Source organism: Herbaspirillum frisingense GSF30 (genome assembly GCF_000300975.2).
GTDB lineage: Bacteria > Pseudomonadota > Gammaproteobacteria > Burkholderiales > Burkholderiaceae_D > Herbaspirillum > Herbaspirillum frisingense.
Genome location: NZ_AEEC02000042.1, coordinates 17,442 through 40,019, shown reverse-complemented (window position 1 = coordinate 40,019; position 22,578 = coordinate 17,442). Strand labels below are relative to the sequence as shown.

At 65.6% G+C, this 22,578-nt stretch carries 22 protein-coding genes; 18 read left to right on the top strand and 4 right to left on the bottom strand.

Features of this window, described 5'->3' with window-relative positions:
- The 5 genes from HFRIS_RS21380 to HFRIS_RS21360 form a co-directional block, all read left to right on the top strand.
- A partial coding sequence (locus tag HFRIS_RS21380) for an alginate O-acetyltransferase AlgX-related protein (RefSeq protein ID WP_039876824.1) occupies positions 1-508 on the top strand: 508 nt, incomplete at its 5' end.
- A gap of 136 nt (positions 509-644) precedes the next feature.
- The gene (locus HFRIS_RS21375) at positions 645-2,009 is read left to right on the top strand and encodes a hypothetical protein (protein WP_006465091.1); all 1,365 of its coding nucleotides are present in this window, start codon (positions 645-647) and stop codon (positions 2,007-2,009) included.
- Entirely contained in the window at positions 2,002-2,724 is a 723-nt protein-coding gene (locus tag HFRIS_RS21370; protein WP_006465090.1) for a DUF4194 domain-containing protein, read from the top strand. Before HFRIS_RS21375 ends, HFRIS_RS21370 begins: the two co-directional genes overlap by 8 nt.
- Positions 2,724-5,537, top strand: coding sequence for an ATP-binding protein (locus HFRIS_RS21365; RefSeq protein ID WP_006465089.1), 2,814 nt, complete (start codon positions 2,724-2,726; stop codon positions 5,535-5,537). Before HFRIS_RS21370 ends, HFRIS_RS21365 begins: the two co-directional genes overlap by 1 nt.
- Before the next feature lie 11 nt (positions 5,538-5,548).
- Positions 5,549-6,775, top strand: a complete 1,227-nt coding sequence (locus tag HFRIS_RS21360) for a DUF2399 domain-containing protein (RefSeq protein ID WP_006465088.1) — start codon at positions 5,549-5,551, stop codon at positions 6,773-6,775.
- A 32-nt stretch (positions 6,776-6,807) separates the two neighbouring features.
- Here the strand turns inward: HFRIS_RS21360 and HFRIS_RS25615 are convergent, their stop codons facing one another.
- The gene (locus tag HFRIS_RS25615; RefSeq protein ID WP_039876822.1) at positions 6,808-7,095 is read right to left on the bottom strand and encodes a hypothetical protein; all 288 of its coding nucleotides are present in this window, start codon (positions 7,093-7,095) and stop codon (positions 6,808-6,810) included.
- 321 nt (positions 7,096-7,416) lie between these two features.
- On the opposite strand from HFRIS_RS25615, the gene HFRIS_RS21350 reads away from it, so the two are divergent.
- The 6 genes from HFRIS_RS21350 to HFRIS_RS21325 are packed head-to-tail and all read left to right on the top strand — an operon-like array spanning position 7,417 to position 13,535.
- A complete protein-coding gene (locus HFRIS_RS21350; RefSeq protein WP_006465086.1) occupies positions 7,417-8,283 on the top strand; it encodes an STAS domain-containing protein in 867 nt (288 codons plus the stop codon).
- 3 nt (positions 8,284-8,286) lie between these two features.
- Positions 8,287-8,643, top strand: a complete 357-nt coding sequence (locus tag HFRIS_RS21345; RefSeq protein WP_006465085.1) for an STAS domain-containing protein — start codon at positions 8,287-8,289, stop codon at positions 8,641-8,643.
- Positions 8,644-8,676: 33 nt separating this feature from the next.
- Positions 8,677-9,087 (top strand): ATP-binding protein, encoded by a 411-nt coding sequence (locus tag HFRIS_RS21340; RefSeq protein ID WP_006465084.1) that lies wholly within the window; start codon positions 8,677-8,679, stop codon positions 9,085-9,087.
- Entirely contained in the window at positions 9,072-10,121 is a 1,050-nt protein-coding gene (locus HFRIS_RS21335) for an ATP-binding protein (protein WP_006465083.1), read from the top strand. Before HFRIS_RS21340 ends, HFRIS_RS21335 begins: the two co-directional genes overlap by 16 nt.
- Positions 10,118-11,917 (top strand): ATP-binding protein, encoded by a 1,800-nt coding sequence (locus tag HFRIS_RS21330; RefSeq protein ID WP_006465082.1) that lies wholly within the window; start codon positions 10,118-10,120, stop codon positions 11,915-11,917. The genes HFRIS_RS21335 and HFRIS_RS21330 overlap by 4 nt, the downstream gene beginning before the upstream one ends.
- A gap of 22 nt (positions 11,918-11,939) precedes the next feature.
- Positions 11,940-13,535 (top strand): hybrid sensor histidine kinase/response regulator, encoded by a 1,596-nt coding sequence (locus tag HFRIS_RS21325; RefSeq protein WP_039876835.1) that lies wholly within the window; start codon positions 11,940-11,942, stop codon positions 13,533-13,535.
- A 37-nt stretch (positions 13,536-13,572) separates the two neighbouring features.
- On the opposite strand, the gene pcaD is transcribed toward HFRIS_RS21325, so the two are convergent.
- The 3 genes from pcaD to HFRIS_RS21310 all read right to left on the bottom strand — a co-directional run bounded on the left by pcaD (position 13,573) and on the right by HFRIS_RS21310 (position 15,877).
- Positions 13,573-14,352 (bottom strand): 3-oxoadipate enol-lactonase, encoded by a 780-nt coding sequence (gene pcaD, locus HFRIS_RS21320; protein WP_006465080.1) that lies wholly within the window; start codon positions 14,350-14,352, stop codon positions 13,573-13,575.
- A gap of 72 nt (positions 14,353-14,424) precedes the next feature.
- Entirely contained in the window at positions 14,425-14,712 is a 288-nt protein-coding gene (gene catC, locus HFRIS_RS21315; RefSeq protein WP_006465079.1) for a muconolactone Delta-isomerase, read from the bottom strand.
- A 211-nt stretch (positions 14,713-14,923) separates the two neighbouring features.
- Positions 14,924-15,877 (bottom strand): LysR family transcriptional regulator, encoded by a 954-nt coding sequence (locus tag HFRIS_RS21310; RefSeq protein ID WP_006465078.1) that lies wholly within the window; start codon positions 15,875-15,877, stop codon positions 14,924-14,926.
- 144 nt (positions 15,878-16,021) lie between these two features.
- Here HFRIS_RS21310 and HFRIS_RS21305 point away from each other — a divergent pair, with 144 nt between their 5' ends.
- The 7 genes from HFRIS_RS21305 to HFRIS_RS21275 all read left to right on the top strand — a co-directional run bounded on the left by HFRIS_RS21305 (position 16,022) and on the right by HFRIS_RS21275 (position 22,499).
- Positions 16,022-17,227: a muconate/chloromuconate family cycloisomerase gene (locus HFRIS_RS21305; protein ID WP_039876832.1), complete on the top strand. Its 1,206-nt coding sequence runs from the start codon at positions 16,022-16,024 to the stop codon at positions 17,225-17,227.
- A 50-nt stretch (positions 17,228-17,277) separates the two neighbouring features.
- A complete protein-coding gene (gene catA / locus HFRIS_RS21300; RefSeq protein WP_006465076.1) occupies positions 17,278-18,213 on the top strand; it encodes a catechol 1,2-dioxygenase in 936 nt (311 codons plus the stop codon).
- A gap of 97 nt (positions 18,214-18,310) precedes the next feature.
- Positions 18,311-19,696 carry a Rieske 2Fe-2S domain-containing protein gene (locus HFRIS_RS21295; protein WP_006465075.1) on the top strand — a complete coding sequence of 462 codons (1,386 nt, stop codon included), beginning with the start codon at positions 18,311-18,313 and terminating at the stop codon, positions 19,694-19,696.
- Positions 19,693-20,196 carry a benzoate 1,2-dioxygenase small subunit gene (benB, locus tag HFRIS_RS21290; RefSeq protein WP_006465074.1) on the top strand — a complete coding sequence of 168 codons (504 nt, stop codon included), beginning with the start codon at positions 19,693-19,695 and terminating at the stop codon, positions 20,194-20,196. The genes HFRIS_RS21295 and benB overlap by 4 nt, the downstream gene beginning before the upstream one ends.
- A 22-nt stretch (positions 20,197-20,218) precedes the next feature.
- Positions 20,219-21,250, top strand: coding sequence for a benzoate 1,2-dioxygenase electron transfer component BenC (gene benC / locus HFRIS_RS21285; RefSeq protein WP_006465073.1), 1,032 nt, complete (start codon positions 20,219-20,221; stop codon positions 21,248-21,250).
- Complete coding sequence (benD, locus tag HFRIS_RS21280; protein WP_006465072.1) at positions 21,247-22,035, top strand: benzoate diol dehydrogenase BenD; 789 nt, start codon at positions 21,247-21,249, stop codon at positions 22,033-22,035. Before benC ends, benD begins: the two co-directional genes overlap by 4 nt.
- A gap of 50 nt (positions 22,036-22,085) precedes the next feature.
- A complete protein-coding gene (locus tag HFRIS_RS21275; protein ID WP_006465071.1) occupies positions 22,086-22,499 on the top strand; it encodes a RidA family protein in 414 nt (137 codons plus the stop codon).
- Positions 22,500-22,578 lie beyond the last annotated feature (79 nt).

Here is a 22,578-nt window from a genome sequence, read left to right as displayed (position 1 = left end):
GATTGCCGCGCAGGTGCGTGCCGCCGGCCTGCAGCCCACGCCGGCGCAGGCCTATCAGGCCCAGCCCGGCCCGCTGGCGCGCCGCCCCGGCGACCTGGTCCACCTGGCCGGCCTGGACTGGCTGCCACTGCGCTGGCAACCCCAGTCGGAAGAGGTCGCGGCCACCGAATTCAAGGAAGTGGCAGCAGCGGGGCCTGCACCGACTGCACCGGCCGAAGCCACCAAGGGAGGCGACGACCTGGACGACCTGCTGGGTGACCAGCAGCTGCCCAATGTGGCCTTGATCGGCACCTCGTTTTCGCGCAATTCCAACTTTGTGGGCTTCCTGCAGCAGGCGCTGGGTGCCAAGATCGGCAGCTTCGCCAAGGATGGCGGCAAATTCTCCGGCAGCGCCAACGAGTATTTCTCCAACCCTGCCTTCACCCAGACCCCGCCCAAGCTGGTGGTATGGGAAATCCCCGAGCGCGATCTGCAGACGCCGTATGAGGCGATCAGGCTGGGGCGGTGAATGACAAGGTGGTTTGTTGTTCGTAAGCAATAATCTATTCCTCGCTTCCACCGCTCTCCCACCCGCTTTGCTGGAGGCCAACCCCCGGGCCTGCTAAACTTGCCGATCCGCCCACTGTGCAGGGCGGGTTCCAGGCATGGTCCTGGCCAACCTCCACGACAAATTGACAGAAGAATTCGACCCCGCTCCCCTTGCGGACGAGCATGAATCAGGCTCCTTCGAGAGCTATTTCCGCGATCCCACCCAGGCCGCCGAAGCGCCCCTGGCCTGGGGCCTGGGCCAGCGGCTGGATGTGCTGGACGCCCTGCGCGGGCTGGTCTCCGGTGGCCAGGCGGCGGCACGCCTGCGCATCTGGGTGTTCCTGGAACTGGCGGCCCAGCCGCAAGGGCGGCTGCAGCGCGAGGACCTGAACCAGCTGTTCTACGCCCTGAAACCCGAGGCCATGGACGCCGCGCTCAAGCGCCTGCGCGACCTGGGCCTGCTGGTCTGGGATGCCACCGACCAGGATTACCAGCTCTCGCCCATCGCCCAGCAGGTGCAAGCCCTGCTGGCACCGCTCACGCGCGCCGTCGGCGAGGACGATGAGATGGCCGCGCTGCTCTCGCAGGTGGCCGGGGCTCAGGCCCTGGGCCTGTCCGACGCCAGCCAGATCCGCCACCTGCATGCCCAGCTGGCGCGCCTGCACGACCAGTTCGCCGATGCCATCGAAAGTGGCTCCGAAGCCCTGCTGCGCGAAGCCCAGCCGCGTTTCGAACGTGCCCTGAAGCTGGTCAACCGCGCCGGCGAAGCCCTGACCGCCCTGATCCGCAGCGAACATGCCGACGCCCGCCTGGAGCGCGAAGCCCGCGCCCTGGGCAATGGCCAGGCCCGTCTACTGACCATGGCCAGCCAGTTCACCCGCGCCCTGCAACAGGCTGACCGCCAGCGCGTCACGCTCGGCAGCACCGGCGTGACCAGTTCGGACGTGCGGCGCTGGCTGCAGAGCCATCCCGATCTGTCCTCCCTGATGGGGGAGGCGCTGTCCATGGGCGTCAAGCCGGTCTTCGTCAGCGGCCACGAATTGCTGGACGTGGCCGAGGGCGAGTTCGAACGCGACCGCCCCGACGCGCAACGCTCGCAAGGCCTGCCGCCCCCCGCCCAGGCGGTGGAGGGCAAGATCGAAGCGCTGCGCATGCCGGTCGAACTGGGTGACCTGATCGCCCAGCTGGGCCGGCTGGGCGCCATGCCGGAAGAGGGCGACGAGGGCCAGCCGCAGTCGTTGCCGCTGTCCACCGTGGTACTGGGCGGCAGCTTCGGCAAGGCCGCCTATCGCCTGCAGTTGCTGCCGCTATTGGGCGACCGCCAGGCGCAGACCCTGCAGGGCCAGACCGGCGACCTGGCGCGCCTGCCATGGCAGGCCGGCTTCCTGCCGCTGGTCGAGAAAATCGATGACCCGGATGTCGCCGCCATCAGTGGCGGCGCCATCCATCCAGATCCATCCCGGGAAAGACCGAATGAGTGAGACCCTAGACGAGGCCGGCCTGCTGGCCGCCGAACTGCTGGCCCGCCGCTGGCTGCCGCGCAAGCATCCGCGCGTGCGCCGCGCCCTGATCGATGCCGACCTGTGGCAGGCGCTGCAGGACCGGCTGGCGCAGGTGGGCCTGCGGCTGGTGGACAACATCCACGCCGACCACATCAGCGTGGCGCTGGCGCGCCCGGCCGAGTACGCCGTCTTTGGCGAAGCCGGCATGAATGCCAACAACAACATCGACCTGCCACGCGATGCGATCTCGCTGCTGGTGGTGCTGTGGTCGCTGATCGTGCTGCCCAAGCGCGAGCGCCAGTCGGCGCGTACCGCCGGTGACGACGGTCAGCAGCAGGACGAGATGTTTCAGACCGACAAGCCCATGCCCAGCGCCGCCGAGGTCAGCCCGGTGGTGTCCTACAAATCGCTGCTGGCCGACTTCGGCAACCAGCTCGGCAAGAAGACACGTATGGACACCAACCTGCGCCGCCTTGAAGCCCACGGCTTCATTGTGCGCCGTGGTGTGGACATCGCCGAAGGCCCCTTGCTGGACCTGCTGCTGGACTACGACGCCCTGGCGCCGCGCATTCTCGATGGCGCCCTGGGCGAAGTGCTGGCCCGCGCCACTGCCCGGGAGGAAGCCGCAGGGGCGGACGCCGACCAGAGCGAGCCGGCACCGCTAAAACCGGCAGACGAAGAAGGAGAATTCTGATGTTCCACCTGCAATCGCTGGAACTGCTGCAGTGGGACTATTGCCAGCGCCTGACGCTGCCCCTGGACGGTTCCATCATCACCATCGCCGGCCCCAATGGGTCCGGCAAGACCACGCTGCTGGACGCCATGCGTACCCTGCTCGGGCTGGAGTGCTCGGGCGGGCGCAGCTACAAGACCTATGCCCGGCACGCCAATGCCGACACCACCTGGCTCCGCGCCACGGTGGACAACCGTCCGCATGGCCGCCAGACATCCACCCGTCCGTTCGCCCGCAACCTGCTCTATGCCGATCAGGTCACGCTGGCCTGCCGCATCGAGCGCAACGGTGGCGACTGGCAACGACGCTACTGCATGAGTGATGGCGATGTCGCCATCGAAACCCTGGCGCAACTGCCGGAGAAGGATTGGCTGGGCCTGGACCACTGGCGCAAGCGTCTGGAAGGTGCCGGGCTGTCGCGCGCGATTGCCCGCGTGCTGGCGCTGGAGCAGGGCCAGACCGACCGCCTGTGCGAATTCTCGCCCAAGGAATTGCTGCGGCTGGTGTTCGAGGTCTTCGGTGACCAGGAAGTGCTGGACCGCTACGAAGAAGCCCGTCGCCACCAGCGCGACCTCGCCGCGGAAGTGACCCTGGCTGAGCAGGAACTGGCCTATAGCGAGGCGCAACTGGCCCAGCTCGACAGCCGCGTGACCCTGTATCGGCAATACCAGGGCAAGCTGCGCGAGCGTGAAATCCTGGCCGCCGAAGTGATCCCCGTGCTGCGCTGGCATGAAGAGCGCCAGACCACAGCCGGCCGCCTGCGCGAATTGCATCGCCAGCGCCTGCATCACAACGAGCAGCGTCGCCAGCGCAGCAGCGATGCGCTACAGCTGTCGGCACTGCTGACGCAACAGCAGGCCGCCCGCGAAAAGGTGAGCACGCTGGAACGCGACAAGGCCGATGCCCAGCAGGCCCAGCAAAAGGCCCGCGATGCCGAAAAGCCGGTCGAGGAACTGGTCAAGCAGGCCGATGAACTGCTGGCCCTGTCGGCAGTGGAAGGCGATGCCGTGCAACTGCTGTCACGGGTGGAAGAACTGGAGCAGCAGAAGGGCGCATTGAACGACCGCTGGCGCGACCTGGAACAGCAGCGCAAGGAAGCCCAGGGCGCCCTGGAGCGCCTGAGCGGACAGCGCCAGGCCCCCAAGCCGGGCGATGTGCAGCAGTTCAGCCGCAGCCTGCGCCAGGCCGGCATTGCGCACCACATCCTGGCCGATGTCATCGAGATCGGCGACGACCACTGGCGCGCCGCCGCCGAAGGGGTGCTGCGCGCCTCCTGCTGGGTGGTGGTACTGGACGACCCCAAGGATGAAGCCGCCGCCATGGCCCTGGCCGAGCGCGAGCGCTATCGTCACTACGTGGTGTCGGACGCCGCCACCGCACCGGCCCAGCCGGCGGCGGACAGCCTACTGGCGGTGCTGCGTTTCTCCGCCAAGGCGCCGTCCTGGCTGCTGCGCCAGCTGGCGCAGATCCGCCGCGTGGACGATACCGTCGAGGGTGCCCGCCTGGGTGGTGAATGGATCACGCCGCAAGCCTACTGGCGCGACGGTCGGGGCGGACGCAGCGTCTGGCGCGACCCGGGTGACTATCAGTTCGGCGCCGCCGCCATGGCCTCGCGCCAGGCCTCGATCCAGAAACGCCTGGCCACGCTGGACGATCAGCTCACCGATGTCGTGCTCAAGCAGAGCGAGGTCAAGCGCCAGCTGGAGGCCGCCAAGAAAGCTACCGAAGGCCACCTGGCCGCCGAGGAACTGGCGCGCCGTAGTGAAGAATTCGAGCAGGCCAGACGTCAGCTGCCCTCGTTGCGCGCAGCCCGGGTGGCCGCCAGCGAACGCTGGACGCAACTGGATGCACAGCATGCCGACGCCATCGAACAGCGCACCATCATCGATGGCAAGTACCAGGGCCTGCAGCGCCGCCTGCGCGACACCGAAGGCGACCTGGCCGGCCAGGAGCGCGACTGGCGCACCCGCCACGACGAGCAGCGCGCCCGCGCGCTGGCCTCGCGGGCGCAGAAGGGGCGCTTCCCGCAACGCTGGATCGGCGCCGACGCCGTGCAGGCGCTGTACGAGAAATACAGCAACGCCAAGCAGGCCGAACTGCGCATGGCGGCGGTGGAAACCGAGCTCGACAGCGGTCAGTGGGAAAAGGACGGCACCGTCGAAGACAAGCACCTCATCATGCAAGGCACGGTGGGCAACCAGCGCAACGAACTGGACTCGCGCAAGATCAGCAATGCCCAGGCCGAGGAAGCGGTGGGCAATGCCCGCGAACGCTACATCGATGTGCTGCGCGCCACCGTGCGGCGCTATCGCAAGAACATCGTCGATCTCGGTGCGCTGGCCGGCGTGATCGTCAGCGCCGACCTGCCGCATCTGGACAACGACGATACCGTGCTGCGCCAGGCCGAACTGAAGGTCAGCTTCAACTTCGACGGCAAGGGCGAGATCGGCCTGAACGACGGCGAAGCCTCGGGCGGGCAGCAGGTCATCAAGTCGCTGATCCTGCTGGTGGGCTTGTTGAAGGACGACGACATGCCGGGCGGTTTCGTCTTCATCGACGAACCCTTTGCCCACCTGGATGTGCGCAACATCCAGCTGGTCGGCAACTTCCTCAAGTCGACCCGCGCCCAGTACGTGCTGACCACGCCGATCACGCACAACGTCGAAGTCTTCGAGCCGGCCGATATCACGCTGGTGACCTCGAAGAAGCCGCGTGAAGCCCGCTGGGCACCGCCCATCGGGGTGTTGCAGCGGCGGCTGCGGCTGGATGCCTGAATCACCGGACCATGAGTGCGCTGCTAGAGACCCCGCATGGCCGCGATCAGCATGATCTGGTCGCCGCCCATGCGGTGCCAGACAGCTTGCTGCTGCTGGACAAGGAAGAGCGGGCCGCTCTGGAACGCTGGGCGCGAGGCGAGGCCGGCTCCCGCAGCCGTGACGCCATGCTCAAGGAGGCACAGTCGGTAGGGTTGGGCATCGAACGTGCCGAACGCCTGTGTCAACGTCTGCTGCAAGAGGGCTGGATCAGCCGGCGCGAGGAGCTCAAGGGCGGTAACTGGCTGTGGAAGACTATTGCCTGGCGCGATCTGCGCCGCCTGCAGGGTTTGTTGGGCATCATCCATGCCGAGCAACGCAAGCAGGCGAGACAAGCCATGCTGGAGCAAGCCTGGCAATGGCTGCACGAACGCGGCAATGTCCAGCAAACCTTGCTGGACCCCGACCTGCTGGATGAACTGACGCTCGCCCTCAAGGCACTGGAAGAGGACAAGTCCCTGCGCGCCGATGTGCTGGAAGCTCGCCTGGGCCTGCTGCGGGCGCTGGCGGCTTGGCACGACAGTGGCCAGCAGGGATTGCGGCGTAATTTTGCGCTCCATGCGCGCGACCTGACCAAGTCGCTCAGCGCGAGCGAGTGGCGCTGGCTGGATGCGTTATTCGATCTCGAGCGATTGGGCATTGCCAGTTTTGCCCAGGTGGGGTGGCTCTCCGGCGATCTGGTCTTCTCCTGGCAAGGACGCCGGCTGGAACTGGCGCCGCTGCATTGCATCGGCCTGCCGCTGGACGATCTGCTGGTTGCCGATGCCCTCACAGCGCCACGGCAATGGTGGCTGATCGAAAACCGTACCAGCTTCGAACTGCAGGCACGTCAACGCCAGGCCGGTGTGGCACTCCTGTGGATGCCCGGGCGTCCCTCGTCGGCCTGGCTGGCGACGGTGTCGCATTTGCTGCAACTGGCACCTGCGCCGGCGTGGATCAGTGCCGATGCCGACCCGGCCGGTGTCGACATTGCCTGCACGGTCGGTAGTCGATGGGAGCAGGCCGGCCTGGCCTGGGAGCCCTATCAGATGGGGCTCGCTCAATGGCAGAGCACCACCCAGCGCTGGCCGCTGAATGCACATGATCGCCGCTTGCTGGGCGTGTTGCTGGCGCGCCCTTCGCTGCCGGCTTCGCTACGCGCCCTGTGCGAGGCGATGCAGACCGAGGGACGCAAGGCCGAGCAGGAAGCCTGGTTGTAAGGTGAAAGCAGGCGCGGCATTGGCGCCCTGCATCAGCGCAACTCGCGCACTATCCGTCCGGGAGGCAACAGGCCCGACGGCACTTCCGGTACCTCGGCCTCCAGCAATTGATGGGCCACGCATTCGCACCAGTGGATGCCGCGGGCCAGTGCCAGGGGCTTGGAGTCGTACAGGCCCGGCAGGGAGCGCTTGGGGAAGAGCTGCCCAATGGAGCGGTGGCGGATTTCCACGCCGCTGACGAACCAGCTGTCGGCGCGGTTGGCGCACCAGACCCTGAACATGAACGGCGAAGAATGTCCCGTCACTTCGTAACAAGACATCGTGTTTGCACGTTGACCCAACTGCTTTCCTCCTATGGTTTGGGCGGCATTATAAACAGCGTCGGGCAAGCTTGCCAAAGGCCCCGGCGCTAGCGCAAGCGCCAGCATTTCCAGTCCACAAGAAAATCAGCAGGAAGTAGGCGGGGGTAATGGATTCCTACAAGGCTTGTAGGTGTTGTCTTGCATAGCTTCAAAGCCGCGTCACCTAGAATGGTCAGACCGTGCGTCCAGGGGGACTGCAGGCGCCCGGTACCTTTCCCAATGCGCCTTCCGCCAGCCACGCGAAGCGGAAGGTATGACCGTCCAGGACACAAAAAGAACATGACTTCCGCTCACACCCAGCAACTGACCGTGATTCTCAACCAGCACCAGCAAAGCCTGCTGGAAAACTGGCTCACGACCTTGACGTCCAAACTGGGCCGCAAGGAAAAAAGCGGTGAATTCGAAATCCGCCGCCAGGCCGAACAGTTCCTGAGCCTGCTGGCCCGTACCCTGGAAAGCGGGGCCGGCAGCGACACCGATGGCAACGACTGGGCCGATGTGCGCCACCTGCTGGGCGAAGTGTCGCGTACGCGTGCGCTGCAGGGCTTTTCCTCGCTGGATACCGCCAGCTTCGTGTTTGCCCTGAAGGAACCGCTGTTCGACCATCTGCGCAGCATCCTGGGCGAGCAGCCGGCCCAGCTGGCGCAGGAGATCGCGGCCACCAGTTCGCTGTTCGACAAGCTGGGCCTGTACACCATTGAAGTGCACCAGAAGGCGCGCGAGCAGGTCATCCTGCGTCAGCAGCAGGAACTGCTTGAGCTGTCCACGCCGGTGGTGCAGCTGTGGCAGAACGTGCTGGCGCTGCCGCTGATCGGCACGCTCGACAGTGCGCGCACCCAGGTGGTGATGGAAAGCCTGCTGCAGAAGATCGTCGAGACCGGCGCCATGATCGCCATCATCGACATCACCGGCGTGCCCACCGTCGATACGCTGGTGGCCCAGCATCTGCTCAAGACCATCGCTGCCGCCCGCCTGATGGGCGCGGACTGCATCATCAGCGGCATCCGTCCGCAGATCGCCCAGACCATCGTGCATCTGGGCGTGAACCTGGAAGACGTGACCACCAAGGCCACTCTGGCCGATGCCTTCATGATCGCGCTCAAGAAGACCGGCTCGCGGGTTACTGTCCAGAATACGGAGCAGTAATCCATGGAACGCATCCCTATCCTGCGCATGGGGCGCTTGTTGCTGGTGACCATCCAGGTCGACATGCACGATCGCCTGGCCATGGCGCTGCAGGACGACCTGACCGAGCGCATCGTCAAGGACCGCGCGCGCGGCGTGCTCATCGACATCTCCGCGCTGGACGTGGTGGATTCCTTCATCGGTCGCATGATCAGCAATACCGCCTCCATGGCGCGGGTGCTGGACGCCCGCACCGTGGTGGTAGGCATGCAGCCGGCCGTGGCCATCACCCTGGTCGAGCTGGGACTGACACTGGATGGCGTGCGTACCGCCCTCAATGTGGAACGCGGCGTCAAGCTGCTTGAGTCGGAGAGCGACTGATGGGCGCGCCCCACATGCCGTGCGAGGTACACGGTGGATGAACAGCAACTCCTGACCCAGACCCTGCAGACCGACGAAGACGTGGTGCGCCTGCGCAAGCTGGTGCGCGACCATCTGGTGCGACTGGGCTTTTCGCTGGTGGAGCAGACCAAGATGGTGACGGCGGCCAGCGAACTGGCGCGCAATACCCTGCGCTACGGCGGTGGCGGCGAAGCCCGCGTGGATGAGCTCAATAACGGCACCCGACGTGGCCTGCGACTGGTATTTGCCGACCAGGGACCGGGCATCGCCGATATCGGGCTGGCGCTCACCGATGGCTACACCACCGGCGGCGGCCTCGGGCTGGGACTGTCCGGCGCCAAGCGGCTGGCCGATGAATTCGAGATCGATACCGCGCCGGGCGCGGGAACCCAGGTAAGCATCATCAAATGGAAACTGTTCTGACGGCCTCGCGCAGCGAGGAATGCGTCGCCGTCAATGAAACCGTCGATGTCGCAGCAGCGCGACGGGCGGCGGCCGACCTGGCACGACGACTGGGTTTTGCCCAGGAACCGGCGGCCCGGCTGGCGCTGGTGCTGACCGAAGCGGCCACCAATATTCTCAAGCATGCCGGGCATGGAGAAATCCTGTTGCGTTCCGTCATGGGCAATACCGCAGCGGGTGCGGCGGTACGTGGCATCGAGATGCTGGCCATCGACAGTGGCCCCGGCATGCGGGATGCCCGGGCCGCCATGACCGACGGCAGTTCGACCGCCGGCACCTATGGCGTGGGGCTGGGCGCGATCCGGCGTCAGTCCGATGAGTTCGACCTCTATTCCTGGCCCGAGCGCGGCACGATCCTGCGCGCCGTGCTGTGGGAGGCACCGGGGGCGCGCCAGCCGTGGCAGTGCGGCCTGGTCTGCCTGCCGCTGGCGGGCGAGCAGCGCTGCGGTGACGCGGGCTGGGCGGCGACCGTGGATGACGGGCTCTTGTCGATGGTGGTCGACGGCCTGGGCCATGGCGACGCCGCCGCCGATGCCGCCGAGGGCGCCGTACAGGTGCTGGCCGACATGGCGGCAGTCAGCCGTGTGCGACCGCCTGCGGAACTGGTGCCGCCCATGCACGCCGCCTTGCAGAAGACGCGGGGCGCGGCGGTGGCCGTCGCAAGCATTGATGTGCAGGCCGGCAAGGTGCGCTTTGCCGGGGTCGGCAATATCGCCTGCTGTACCAGCCTGGACGGTCAACGCCGTCATCTGGTCTCGGTCAATGGCATCGTCGGCCACAACCTGCGCAAGGTGCAGCAGTTCGAGACGCCCTGGGAGGATGGCATGCTGCTGATCCTCCATTCGGATGGGTTGACCAGCCGCTGGTCGCTGGATGGCTATCCGGGCGTGGAACAGGCGCACGCGGCCGTGATTGCGGCCTTGCTGTATCGTGATTTCTATCGTGGCCGTGACGACGTCAGCGTCATGGTCCTGCGTCAGGGAGAGGCGGGATGACCTTGCGTTTGCTCACCGTGGCCATCGGCAATGAAATCGATGTGGTCGGCGCTCGCCAGCGCGCGCGCCAGATCGCCGAATTGTGTGGCTTCGCGCAGCAGGACCAGGTGCGCATCGCCACCAGCATCTCGGAACTGGCGCGCAATGCCTTCCGCTATGCCGGGCGCGGTCAGGTGGAGTTCGCCATCGAAGGCAGTACCGCCCCGCAGACCTTGCTCATGTGCGTGCGCGACCAGGGGCCGGGCATTGCCGACCTGGAGCTGGTGCTCTCCGGGCGCTATCAGTCCCATACCGGCATGGGCCTGGGGCTGACGGGTGCGCGCAAGCTGATGGATGCCTTCGATATCGAGACCGCACCGGGCAAGGGCACCACGGTGCTGATGCGCAAGCTGCTGCCGCCGGCGGCACGGTTGATCACGCCGCGCGTGGCCGGTGAGATCGGCAGCGCGCTGGCGGCCGCACCGGCCGGGCTGGCCCTGTTCGAAACCCAGCAGCAGAACCAGGAATTGCTGGCCACCCTGGCCGAGCTCAAGGGCCGTCAGGAAGAGTTGCTGCAACTGACCCGCGAACTGGAAGACACCAACCGCGGCGTGGTGGCGCTGTATGCGGAGCTGGATGAAAAGGCCGACCACCTGCGCCGCGCCGACGAGGCCAAGTCGCGCTTCCTCTCCAACATGAGCCATGAATTCCGCACCCCGCTGTCCTCCATCCGGGCGCTGGCCAAGTTGTTGCTGGATCGGGTGGATGGCGAACTCGGTACCGAGCAGGAACGCCAGGTGCGCTACATCCTGGACAGCGCCGGGGCCTTGTCGGAACTGGTCAATGATCTGCTGGACCTGGCCAAGATCGAGGCCGGCAAGGTCGAGATCCAGCCCAGTCGCTTCCAGGTGGCCGAACTCTTCAGCGCCTTGCGCGGCATGCTGCGCCCCCTGCTGGTGTCGGACCGGCTACGCCTGAGTTTTGTCGCCCCGGACGAGTGCGAGATGTTCACCGATGAGGGCAAGCTTTCGCAGATCCTGCGCAACTTCGTCTCCAATGCCATCAAGTTCACCGAGCAGGGCAGCATCACGGTGACCGCCGAGCCGTTGCGCGACGGCACGGTGCGCTTCTCGGTCACCGATACCGGCATCGGCATCCCGCCCCAGCATCTGGGCATCATCTTCGAAGAATTCTCGCAGGTGGAAAACCACCTGCAACGCCACGTCAAAGGCACCGGCCTGGGCCTGCCGCTCTGTCGCCAGCTGGCCATGCTGCTGGGCGGTGAAGTGGCGGTGGCCAGTCAGCAGGGCCAGGGTTCGACCTTCAGCGCGGTGATCCCGGTGATCCATGCCGGCACCGGGGGGCTGCCCGATGGGCCAACGCTGGCCTTGCACGAGCGGCCCGAGCCCTCGGCCGCCAGCCTGCCGGTGCTGGTGGTGGAAGACCGGCCTGAATTGCGTCTGCTGTACCAGCGCTACCTGCACCAGTCGGAGTTCCGCGTGGTGCCGGCCTCGTCGGTGGCCGAGGCCGAAGCCCTGTGGCGCAACGGCGAGCCCTGCGCCGTGGTGCTGGATATACTGCTGGACGGCAAGGATTCCTGGCACTGGCTGGTGCAGCTCAAGAACGACCCCTCGCGTTGCGATGTGCCGGTCATCATCGCCTCCGACGTGGACGACAAGAGCAAGGCCATGGGACTGGGCGCGGACGCCTATTTCCTCAAGCCGGTAGGACGCGATGAGCTGCTGGCGGCACTGCGTTCGCTGGTGGAATTGCCGCCGCATCGAAACGAAATCGCCCTCGGCGAGGTCAATGCCTAAACCCATGTTACCCATGCCTGCCATGAGCCATCCTCAACAACTGATCCTCAACGTCGACGATACCGACGCCGCCCGTTATGCGCGCACCCGTATCCTGACCAAGGCCGGGCTGCGCGTGGTGGAGGCTGCCAGCGGCACCGAGGCACTGGCGCTGGCACGCGAGCTGAAACCGGCGCTGATCCTGCTGGACGTGAAGCTGCCCGACATCCACGGCATGGAAGTCTGCTCCCGCCTCAAGGCCGATCCGGCCACCGCCTCCTGCCTGGTGCTGCAGACCTCGGCCTCCTACATCGGACTGGCCGACAAGATCCGCGCCCTCGAAGGCGGCGCTGACAACTACCTGTTCGAACCGATTGAACCGGCCGAGCTGGTGGCCAACGTGCATGCGCTGCTGCGCCTGGCCAAGGTGGAGAACGAGCTACGCGAGATCGACCGCCGCAAGGACGAGTTCCTGGCCATCCTGGCGCATGAGCTGCGAAATCCGCTGGTACCCATGCGCAATGCCATCGGCATTCTCAACACCCGGGCGCCGGATGCGCCGGACTGGGAGCTGCGCGCCCGCAACACCATTTCCAATCACCTCGACCACATGGTGCGGCTGGTGGACGACCTGCTGGACGTGTCGCGCCTGTCGCACAACAAGCTGGCGCTGCAGCTGCGTCGCACGCTGGTGGCCGAGGTCATCCACAATGCGCTGGAATCGGCCCAGCAGTTGATGGAGCGCAAGCGTCAACAGCTGCACCTGGACATGGCCGATGCCAGCCTGGCAGTAGACGGTGACGAGGTCCGGCTGGCCCAGGTGCTGATCAACCTGCTGCACAATGCCGCCAAGTTCAGCCCGGAGGGCGGTCATATCTACCTGGCGGCGCAGGCTGAGGCCGACAAGGTGGTCTTGACGGTCCGGGATGAAGGCATCGGCATCGCCGCCGAGCGGCTGGACGATATCTTCGGCATGTTCGCCCAGGCCAATGCGCTGGGTCATGATCGTCAGGATGGGCTGGGAATCGGGCTGTCGCTGGCACGCAGCCTGGTCCAGCTGCATGGGGGCGAATTGACCGTGCAGAGTGCCGGCATCGGCCAGGGCAGCGTGTTCCGCATCGAACTGCCGCGGGCCATGCCGGACAAGACCGCCAGCGGTTCCGATCCGGCAAATGCGACGACCGAGACGACTGCCACGAATGCCGCGAATGGCACAAGCACCACAAACGCAGCAGCATCAACCGACGGCACGCCGCGTGCCGGCATGCGCGTGCTGGTGGTGGACGACAACATCGACATCGCCGACACCATGAAGGAATTGATGGAGTTGCTGGGCCACGATGTGCAGGCGGTCTATAGCGGCACGGGCGCCATCGCCCGTGCCAAGGAATGGGTTCCCGACGCGGTGTTGCTGGACATCGGGCTCAAGGACATGACCGGTCACGACCTGATCCGCGCCCTGCGGGCCGAACCGGCCACCAGCAACGTCTACCTGCTGGCCTGCTCGGGCTTCAGCAGCGATGAAGACAAGCGCGAAGCCTACGACGCCGGTGTCGACGATTACCTGGTCAAGCCGGTCGACCTCGATACCCTGGCGCAACTGGAGTTGCGCCGTCCGCCGCCGCGCGCCCGCGCCTGAAGCATCCGGGTCGCGGGGCCGGGGACGGCGCGGCGACTTATTGCGTCAGGAACTGCAGCACGGCCTGGGTGAAGGCCTTGGGCTGCTGCTGGTTGGAGATGTGGGCGGCATCGAATTCCACATACAGCGCGCCCGGGATGGTGGCGCGCATGAATTGTCCATCGGCCGGTGGTGTGGGCACATCGCCGCTGCCGGCAATCACCAGGGTCGGGGCCGTGATGCCGGCGATGGCCGCGCGCAGGTCGTTGTCTCGCACCGCCGCGCAGGCGCCGGCATAGCCTTCGGCCGGGGTCGCCAACAGCATCGTGGTCAGCGCTTGTACCTGTTGCGGATGCTGGGCCGCATACTCCGGCGTCAGCCAGCGTGACACCACTGCCGCCGCAATGGCGGACAGGCCTTCACGCTGCACGGTCTCGATGCGGCTGTTCCATGCCTCGGGGGTGCCGATCTTGGCCCCGGTATTGCAGAGGATGAGCTTGTTGACCCGCTCCGGATGATGCACCGCCAGCCACATGAAGGTACTGCCACCCATGGAAAGGCCGCAGAAATGCGCCTGGGTGATCTGCAGATGGTCCAGCAGGGCGATGACGTCACCCCCCAGCTGGGCGATGGTATAGGGGCCGGGCGTGACCTCCGACTGGCCGTGGCCGCGGGTGTCGTAGCGCAGCACGCGGAAGTGCTGGCTCAGTTCGGCCATCTGCGGCTCCCACATCGCCAGCGAAGTCCCCAGCGAATTGGAAAACACCAGCACCGGCAGCGAGGCATCGCCGTCGAGTTGATAGTGCAGCTTGATTCCGTTCAGTGTTGCGAATGGCATGGATCGATCCTTGACGCGCCGGCCGGCATCAGACCGGGGGCGCGCGATGGTGGTCAGCAGGGAAGGGGGGGCTCAGCCGATCTGTGCGATCGCCGAGGGGTGCTGGGTCAGCGGGGTGACCGAGATGCTCATGAAGGGATACAGCGGCAGCGCCGAGAGGATGTTGTGCAGCTCGTCATTGCCGGAGACATTGAAGATGCTCACATTCGCATACTGACCCACCACCCGCCACAGGTCGCGCCACTTGCCTTCGCGCTGCAGCTTCTGCGCCATCTCCTTCTCGTCCTTCTTCAACTGGTCGGCGACCGCCTTGTCCAGGGTGGCGGGGATGTTGACTTGCATTTGGACCATGAACAGCATGATGTTTTCTCCGTTATCGCGTTGTGATTATGGTGGGGGCGAGGGCTGAAGCTTCAGATGAGATGTTCGATTAACGAACATTAATCCTTTATTCGCACAGCCGAGTGTAGGCGTGTGCCGGTGAGGATGTCAACCTGGGACGACAGCGCAGTGCATCAATGAAGCCCGCATACAGCTGTACCACAGCACCACAGCAGCACCACCACGGCCCTCAATCGCGCCGCTCGGGATTCGGGAAGCCGGTGGCCGGGAAGGAGCTGGTCTCGATGTCCAGCCAGGCCGGGCGCTCGGCGTACATGTCCGCCACCAATTGCTTGACGGCCTCGATGTACCAGGCGTTGTCGTTGATGCGGTGGGTCAGGATGATGGGCGAGGTGGCACGCGGGTCGTCGATCAGCCGGTAATGCAGGTCATTGCGCAGGCGCGCCGAGGCCGGGATCAGGCACAGGCCCGACTCCGCCGCCACCAGGCCCAGGGCGGTCTGGATTTCGCGCACCTCGTGCACTTCGGCGGGGTGGATGTCCTGGTCGTTGAGCAGGCTCAGGATGTGGTCGGCAAAGCTGGGACGCGGCTCCTTGGGATAGACGATCAGCTTCTGGCCATGCACTTCCTTCAGGCTCACGCGCTGGTGGCTGGCCGCCAGCGGGAAGGAGGGCGGGATCGCCAGTACCAGCTTTTCCTCGCGCAGGACGATGCGCGCCACCGTGGCGTCGTTGCTGCGGATGCGGCCGAAGCCGATATCGATGCGCCCCGACTTGAGGGCCGCGAACTGCTGCATCGAGGTCAGTTCCAGCAACTGGATATCCACCTCCGGGTAGTGCTGGCGCAGCTTGCGTACCAGCACCGGCAGGCCACCGTAGAGGGTCGAGGCGACGAAGCCGATGGAGAGTGTCTGGCGCTGGTTCAGGCCGATCTGCTGGGTGGCGTTCTTCAGCTGCTCCAGGCGGTTGAGGATCTGCAGCGCCTGCTCGTAGAACACCCGGCCGGCCTCGGTCAGGCGCAGCGGGCGGCTGTTGCGCAGGAGCAGCTGCACGCCCAGCTCTTCTTCCAGCAGCTGGATCTGGCGGCTCAAGGGGGGCTGCGCAATGTGCAGCTGCTCCGAGGCCCGCGTGAAGTTGCGCGTATTGGCGACGGCGACGAAGTATTTCAGTTGTCTGATGTCCATGGCCAAAAATCATATCGCACGGGAACAAAAGATGTCTAATTCTTTGATTTCTTTGGGTGCGCTGCAAAACTATATAAAAAAGGTATGAAACTAGATGTATTTGGTGTTGGCAATGGCAGGGCTTTCGGGTGTTCAATGCAAGCCATGGACACCCAACAACACCTTCACACTTCGGCAGCCCCGGCGAGCATCGAGCGGGTCGAGACCTTCCTGGTCGATCTGCCCACCATCCGCCCCCATCAATTGTCGATGGCGACCATGAACGGGCAGACCCTGATGCTGGTACGCCTGTATTGCTCCGACGGCAGTGTCGGTGTGGGCGAGGGCACCACCATCGGCGGCCTGGCCTACGGCGCGGAGTCGCCCGAGGGCATGAAGCTGGCCATCGATACCTATTTCGCACCCCTGCTGCTGGGGGCCAACGCCAGCGCCATTCCAGCCCTGATGGCACGCCTGAACAAGGCCATCCAGGACAACCGCTTCGCCAAGTGCGCCATCGAGACCGCGCTGTTCGATGCCCTGGGCCAGCGCACCGGCCTGCCGGTCTCGCAGCTGCTGGGCGGACCGGCCCGCGACAGCCTGCCGGTGGCCTGGACCCTGGCCTCGGGTGATACCGCCAAGGACATCGACGAAGCCGAGCGCATGCTGGCCCAGCGTCGCCACAATATCTTCAAGCTCAAGATCGGCCGGCGCGAGGTCGACGCCGACGTCGCCCACGTCGCCGCCATCAAGAAGGCTCTGGGTGACCGCGGTACGGTGCGGGTGGATGTGAACATGGCCTGGAGCGAACTGGAAGCCCAGCGCGGCCTGGCCGGCCTGGTCGATGCTGGCTGCGAACTGGTGGAGCAACCGGTGGCCTCGCCCCAGGCGCTGGCGCGCCTGAAGGGCAAGCATGCCATCGCGGTGATGGCCGATGAATCGCTGACCGGCCCGGCCTCGGCCTTCGCTCTGGCGCGCATCGGCGGCGCCGACGTCTTTGCCATCAAGATCGAGCAATCCGGTGGCCTGCGCGCCGCCCAGCAGGTGGCCGCCATCGGCGACGCCGCCGGCATCGAACTCTACGGCGGCACCATGCTGGAGGGCGCCATCGGCACCATCGCCTCGGCGCACGCCTTCGCCACCTTCCGCGAACTGCAGTGGGGGACCGAACTGTTCGGGCCGCTGCTGCTGACCGAGGAAATCCTGGCCACGCCCCTGCAGTACCAGGACTTCCACCTCACCATTCCGCAAGGCCCCGGCCTTGGCATCGTGCTCGATGAAGAGCGTGTGCAATACTTCCGTCGCGACCGCAGGCAAGGCGCTACCGTGACCACAGTGACAGCAGCGAGGCCGACCGCACTGGTCGGATAAAACAAAAAAATCACTTTCCCCGATCGATAAATCCAATAGGAGACTCAACCATGGCAGCCAAGATTTTCAGCACCCCCGAAGTACAAGATTTCCTGCGTCTGGCCAGCGGCCTGGACACCGAAGGCGGTAGCCCGCGCACCAAGCAGATCGTGCATCGCATTCTCTCGGACCTGTTCAAGACCATCGAAGACCTGGAAATCACGTCCGACGAATACTGGGCCGGCGTGGCCTACATCAACCGCCTGGGTGCCTCCAGCGAGGCCGGCCTGCTGTCGCCGGGCCTGGGCCTGGACCGCTTCCTGGACATGCGCATGGATGCCGAAGATGCCGCCCTGGGCATCACCGGCGGTACCCCGCGCACCATCGAAGGTCCGCTCTACGTCGCCGGTGCTCCGGTGGAGCAGGGCTTTGCCCGCCTGGATGACGGCAGTGACCAGGCCGGCCAGACCATCATCATGCACGGTACCGTCTACGGTGCCGACGGCAAGCCGCTGCCGGGCGTGCAGGTCGAAGTCTGGCATGCCAATACCAAGGGCTTCTATTCGCACTTCGACCCGACCGGCGAGCAAAAGCCGTTCAACATGCGTCGCACCATCATCACCGACGCCCAGGGTCGCTACAAATTCCGCAGCATCATGCCGGCCGCCTACGGCTGCCCGCCGGCCGGTCCCACCCAGGGCCTGCTCAATGAACTGGGTCGTCACGGCAACCGTCCGGCGCACATCCACTTCTTCGTCACCGCCGAAGGTCATCGCAAGCTGACCACGCAGATCAACATCGAAGGCGATCCGCTGATCTATGACGACTTCGCCTACGCCACCCGCGAAGGCCTGGTGCCGCCGCTGGTCGAGCGTACCGATGCCGCCAGCATCAAGGCCGAGGGCCTGGAGGGGCCGTTCGCCGAGATCGTCTTCGACATCTCGCTGACTGCCCTGGTCAACGGCGCCGACAACCAGATCGTCGATCGCCCGCGTCTGGCGGCCTGACGCGCCCCTTCGGCGCCACTTCGTCCACCCCCCGCCGCAGTGAAGCCGCGATGGCCACCATCGCGGGGGGCGGCTTGCACCCTGGAGAAACCGCACCATGAACACCCTCGCCGCCGCTGACAAGTACCAAGCCGTCGACAGCCTGCTCGACAGCGCCCTGCAGGAAGACCCGGCCAATGGCATCTTCCGCTGCCGTCGTGACATCTTCACCAACACTGAGCTGTTCGAGCTGGAGATGAAGCACCTGTTCGAATCGAACTGGGTCTACCTGGCCCACGAGAGCCAGATTCCCGAGATCAACGACTACTACACCACCTGGATCGGTCGTCAGCCGGTGGTCATCACCCGCGACAAGACCGGCCAGTTGAACGCCGTCATCAATGCCTGCGCCCACAAGGGTGCCATGCTGTGCCGTCGCAAGCACGGCAACAAGAGCAGCTTCACCTGCCCCTTCCACGGCTGGACCTTCAGCAACAGCGGCAAGCTGCTCAAGGTGAAGGACGAGAAGACCACCGAATACCCGGTCTCCTTCAACAAGGACGGCTCGCACGACCTGACCCGGGTGGCGCGCTTCCAGAGCTATCGGGGCTTCCTCTTCGGCAGCCTGTCGGAGGACGTGCTGCCGCTGGAAGAGTACCTGGGCGAGACCCGCGTGATCATCGACCAGATCGTCGACCAGGCGCCCAACGGACTGGAAGTCCTGCGTGGCAACTCCAGCTACATCTACGACGGCAACTGGAAGATGCAGATGGAAAACGGCTGCGACGGCTATCACGTCAGCACCGTGCACTGGAACTACGCGGCCACCATGGGCCGCCGCAAGGAAGGTGGCACCAAGGCCACCGATGCCAACAACTGGAGCAAGGCCGTGGCCGGTGTCTATGGCTTCGAGAATGGGCACATCCTGTTGTGGACCAATACCCTCAACCCGGAAGTACGCCCGATCTGGAACCAGCGCGAAGAACTGGCCGCCCGCGTCGGCCAGGCCCGCGCCGACACCATCGTGGCCCAGACCCGCAACCTGTGCCTGTATCCCAACGTGTTCCTGATGGACCAGTTCGGCACGCAGATCCGCGTGGCCCGTCCGATCAGCGTGGACAAGACCGAGATCAGCATCTTCTGCTTCGGCCCCAAGGGCGAGAGTGATGAAGACCGTCGGCTGCGCATTCGCCAGTATGAAGATTTCTTCAATGTCTCCGGCATGGGTACCGCCGATGACCTGGAAGAATTCCGCGCCTGCCAGGCCGGTTACGCCGGTTCGACCGTGCGCTGGAACGACATGAGCCGTGGCGCCCCGCTGTGGAAGCAAGGCCCCGACGAGAACGCCCGCAAGATGGGCATGAACCCCAAGCTGAGCGGCGAGCGCAGCGAGGATGAAGGCCTGTTCGTCTGCCAGCACCACTACTGGACCGAGCAGATGCGCAAGGCGGTCGGCAAGGAGCGCGCCGCGCTGCAAGAGGCACAGGAAGGAGCACAAGCATGAGCAGCACCGTCGAACTGGGCGCGGTATGCGCCTTCCTCTATCGCGAGGCACGCCACCTGGATGAGCGCGAATGGGAACCCTGGCTGGAACTGTACGCCCCCGATGTCGAGTACTGGATGCCGGCCTGGGACGACGACGACCAACTGACCCAGGACCCGCAGCGCGAAATCTCGCTGATGTACTACGCCAACCGGGAAGGCCTGGAAGATCGCGTGTTCCGCATCAAGACCGAGCGTTCCAGCGCCTCCATGCCGGAGCCGCGCACCAGCCACATGATCGCCAACGTGGAAATCCTGGCCGAGCGGGATGACGCCGTGGACGTGCGCTACAACTTCCACACCCTGTCGCACCGCTACAAGATCACCGACCAGTTCTTCGGGACGGTGCTGGCCACGCTCAGGAAGAGCGCGGGCGCCCCGGGTGGTTTCGTCATCGCCCGCAAGAAGATCGCACTGAAGAACGACTATATCCGCCAGGTCATCGACGTCTATCACGTCTGAGACCGGCGGCAGGAGACAGAAAATGAGCAGCTACCGCATCGCCCTCAACTTCGAAGACGGCGTCACCCGCGTCATCGATTGCGGCCCCAAGGAAAAAGTCCTGGACGCCGCCTTCCGCCAGCGCATCAACCTGCCCATGGATTGCTCCGATGGCGTATGCGGCACCTGCAAGTGCCGCGCCGAGAGCGGTCGTTACGACCTGGGCGATGACTACATCGAAGATGCCCTGAGCAGCGACGAGGCGCAATCCGGTCTGGTGCTGACCTGTCAGATGGTGCCGCAGTCGAATTGCGTGGTGGCCGTACCGGTCGCCTCCACCGCCTGCAAGACCGGCATCGCCCGCTTCGGCGGCAAGGTGGCCGAGGTGACCGGGTTTGCCGGTGCCGCCTTCGAACTGGTGCTGGAGGTGGCAGCCGATGCGCCCGGTTTCCTGCCGGGGCAGTACGTCAACATCGGCGTGCCGGGCAGCGACCAGCATCGCGCCTACTCCTTCAGTTCGGCCTCGGGCGCTGCGCGCATGAGCTTCCTGATCAAGAACGTGCCGGGCGGCCTGATGAGCAGCTGGCTGGCCACCGCCCGGCCGGGTGATGCACTCGACCTGACCGGGCCGCTGGGCAGCTTCTACCTGCGACCGGTGACCCGGCCGGTGCTGATGCTGGCCGGCGGTACCGGGCTGGCGCCTTTCCTGTCGATGCTGGAAGAGATGCAGCGCCAGGGCATCGACCAGCCGGTGCACATGATCTACGGCGTCACCCGCGACCAGGACCTGGTGCTGGTGGAGCGCCTGGAAGACTATGCCCGCCGCCTGCCCGGCTTCAGCTTCACCACCTGCGTGGCCGATGCCGCCACCGCCCATCCGCGCCAGGGTTACGTGACCCAGCACATGCCGGCCGAGGTGCTGCACGATGGCGCGGTGGATGTCTACCTGTGCGGTCCGCCACCGATGGTGGAGGCGGTGCAGAAGCACTTCCAGGCCCAGGGCATCAGCCCGGCCAGCTTCTACTACGAGAAGTTCGTCACCAGCCAGCCGGCCCCGGTGGCGGTGGCAGCATGAGCGGGGCCGCCGTGAAGGCCCGCTTCCAGGGCAAGGTGGTGGTCGTCACCGGCGCCGCCCAGGGCATCCTGCGCGGGGTGGCGCTGGCCATCGCCGCCGAGGGCGGGCGGGTGATGCTGGTGGACCGCGCCGAGTTCGTCCATGAGGTGGCGGCCGAGGCGCAGGACGGGCGCGGCATCGGCTTCGTCGCCGACCTGGAAACCTATCAAGGCGCCCAGGCCGCCGTGAGTGAGGCCATCACCCGCTTCGGCCGCATCGACGTGCTGATCAACGGCGTGGGCGGTGCCATCCGCATGCGACCCTTCGCCGAATTCGAACCCTCCCAGATCGATGACGAAATCCGCCGTTCCCTCATGCCCACCCTGTATAGCTCGCATGCGGTGCTGCCGCATATGCTGCGGCGGGGCGCGGGGACGATCGTCAATGTCTCCTCCAATGCCACGCGCGGCATACGGCGGGTGCCGTATTCGGCCGCCAAGGGAGGCATCAATGCCGTGACCACCGCGCTGGCCATGGAATACGGCGAGCGCGGCATCCGTGTGGTGGCGACCGCCCCTGGCGGCACCCAGGCCCCGCCGCGTCGCGTGCCGCGCAATGCCGAGGGCGACAACGCCCGCGAGCTGAGCTGGATGCAGGAGGCGATACAGCAGGTCATCGGCTCCACCTTCTTCAAACGCTACGCCACGCTGGAAGAGCAGATCGCCCCGATCCTCTTCCTCGCCTCCGATGACGCCAGCTACATCACCGGTGCCGTCCTGCCGGTGGCCGGCGGCGACAACGGCTGATCCACCTGATTCACATCATCCACACCATCCACAGATCACGGAGTCAATCCATGCCAGAGCGCCAGGCCATCATTCCCAAGGGAATGGAAGACGTCTACGAAAAAATCGGTTATGCCCCCGGCGTGCTGGTGGGCAGCATCCTGTATGTGTCCGGCCAGATCGGCCGCAACCACGCCATGCAACTGGTCGAGCCACGCGAAGCCCAGATCGTGCAGGCCTTCGAGAACCTCAAGCAGGTGCTGGAGACCGCCGGCGGCACGCTGGACGATATCGTCGACCTCACCAGCTTCCACACCGACATGCGCGACCTGCCGCTGTTCATCAAGGTGCGCAACCGTTACCTGACGCGCTATCCGCTGCCGGCCTGGACCGCCATCGGCGCCCACATGCTGGGCGGCGCGCCTGGCTACATCGTCGAGATCAAGGCGGTGGCGCATCTGCGACACGAGGAGACCAGGCACTAGGCAAGCGCAGCACCCGATCCATCAGACATAACAACAACGCACAACAACGTACAACAACGGACTACAACCGAAACAACGG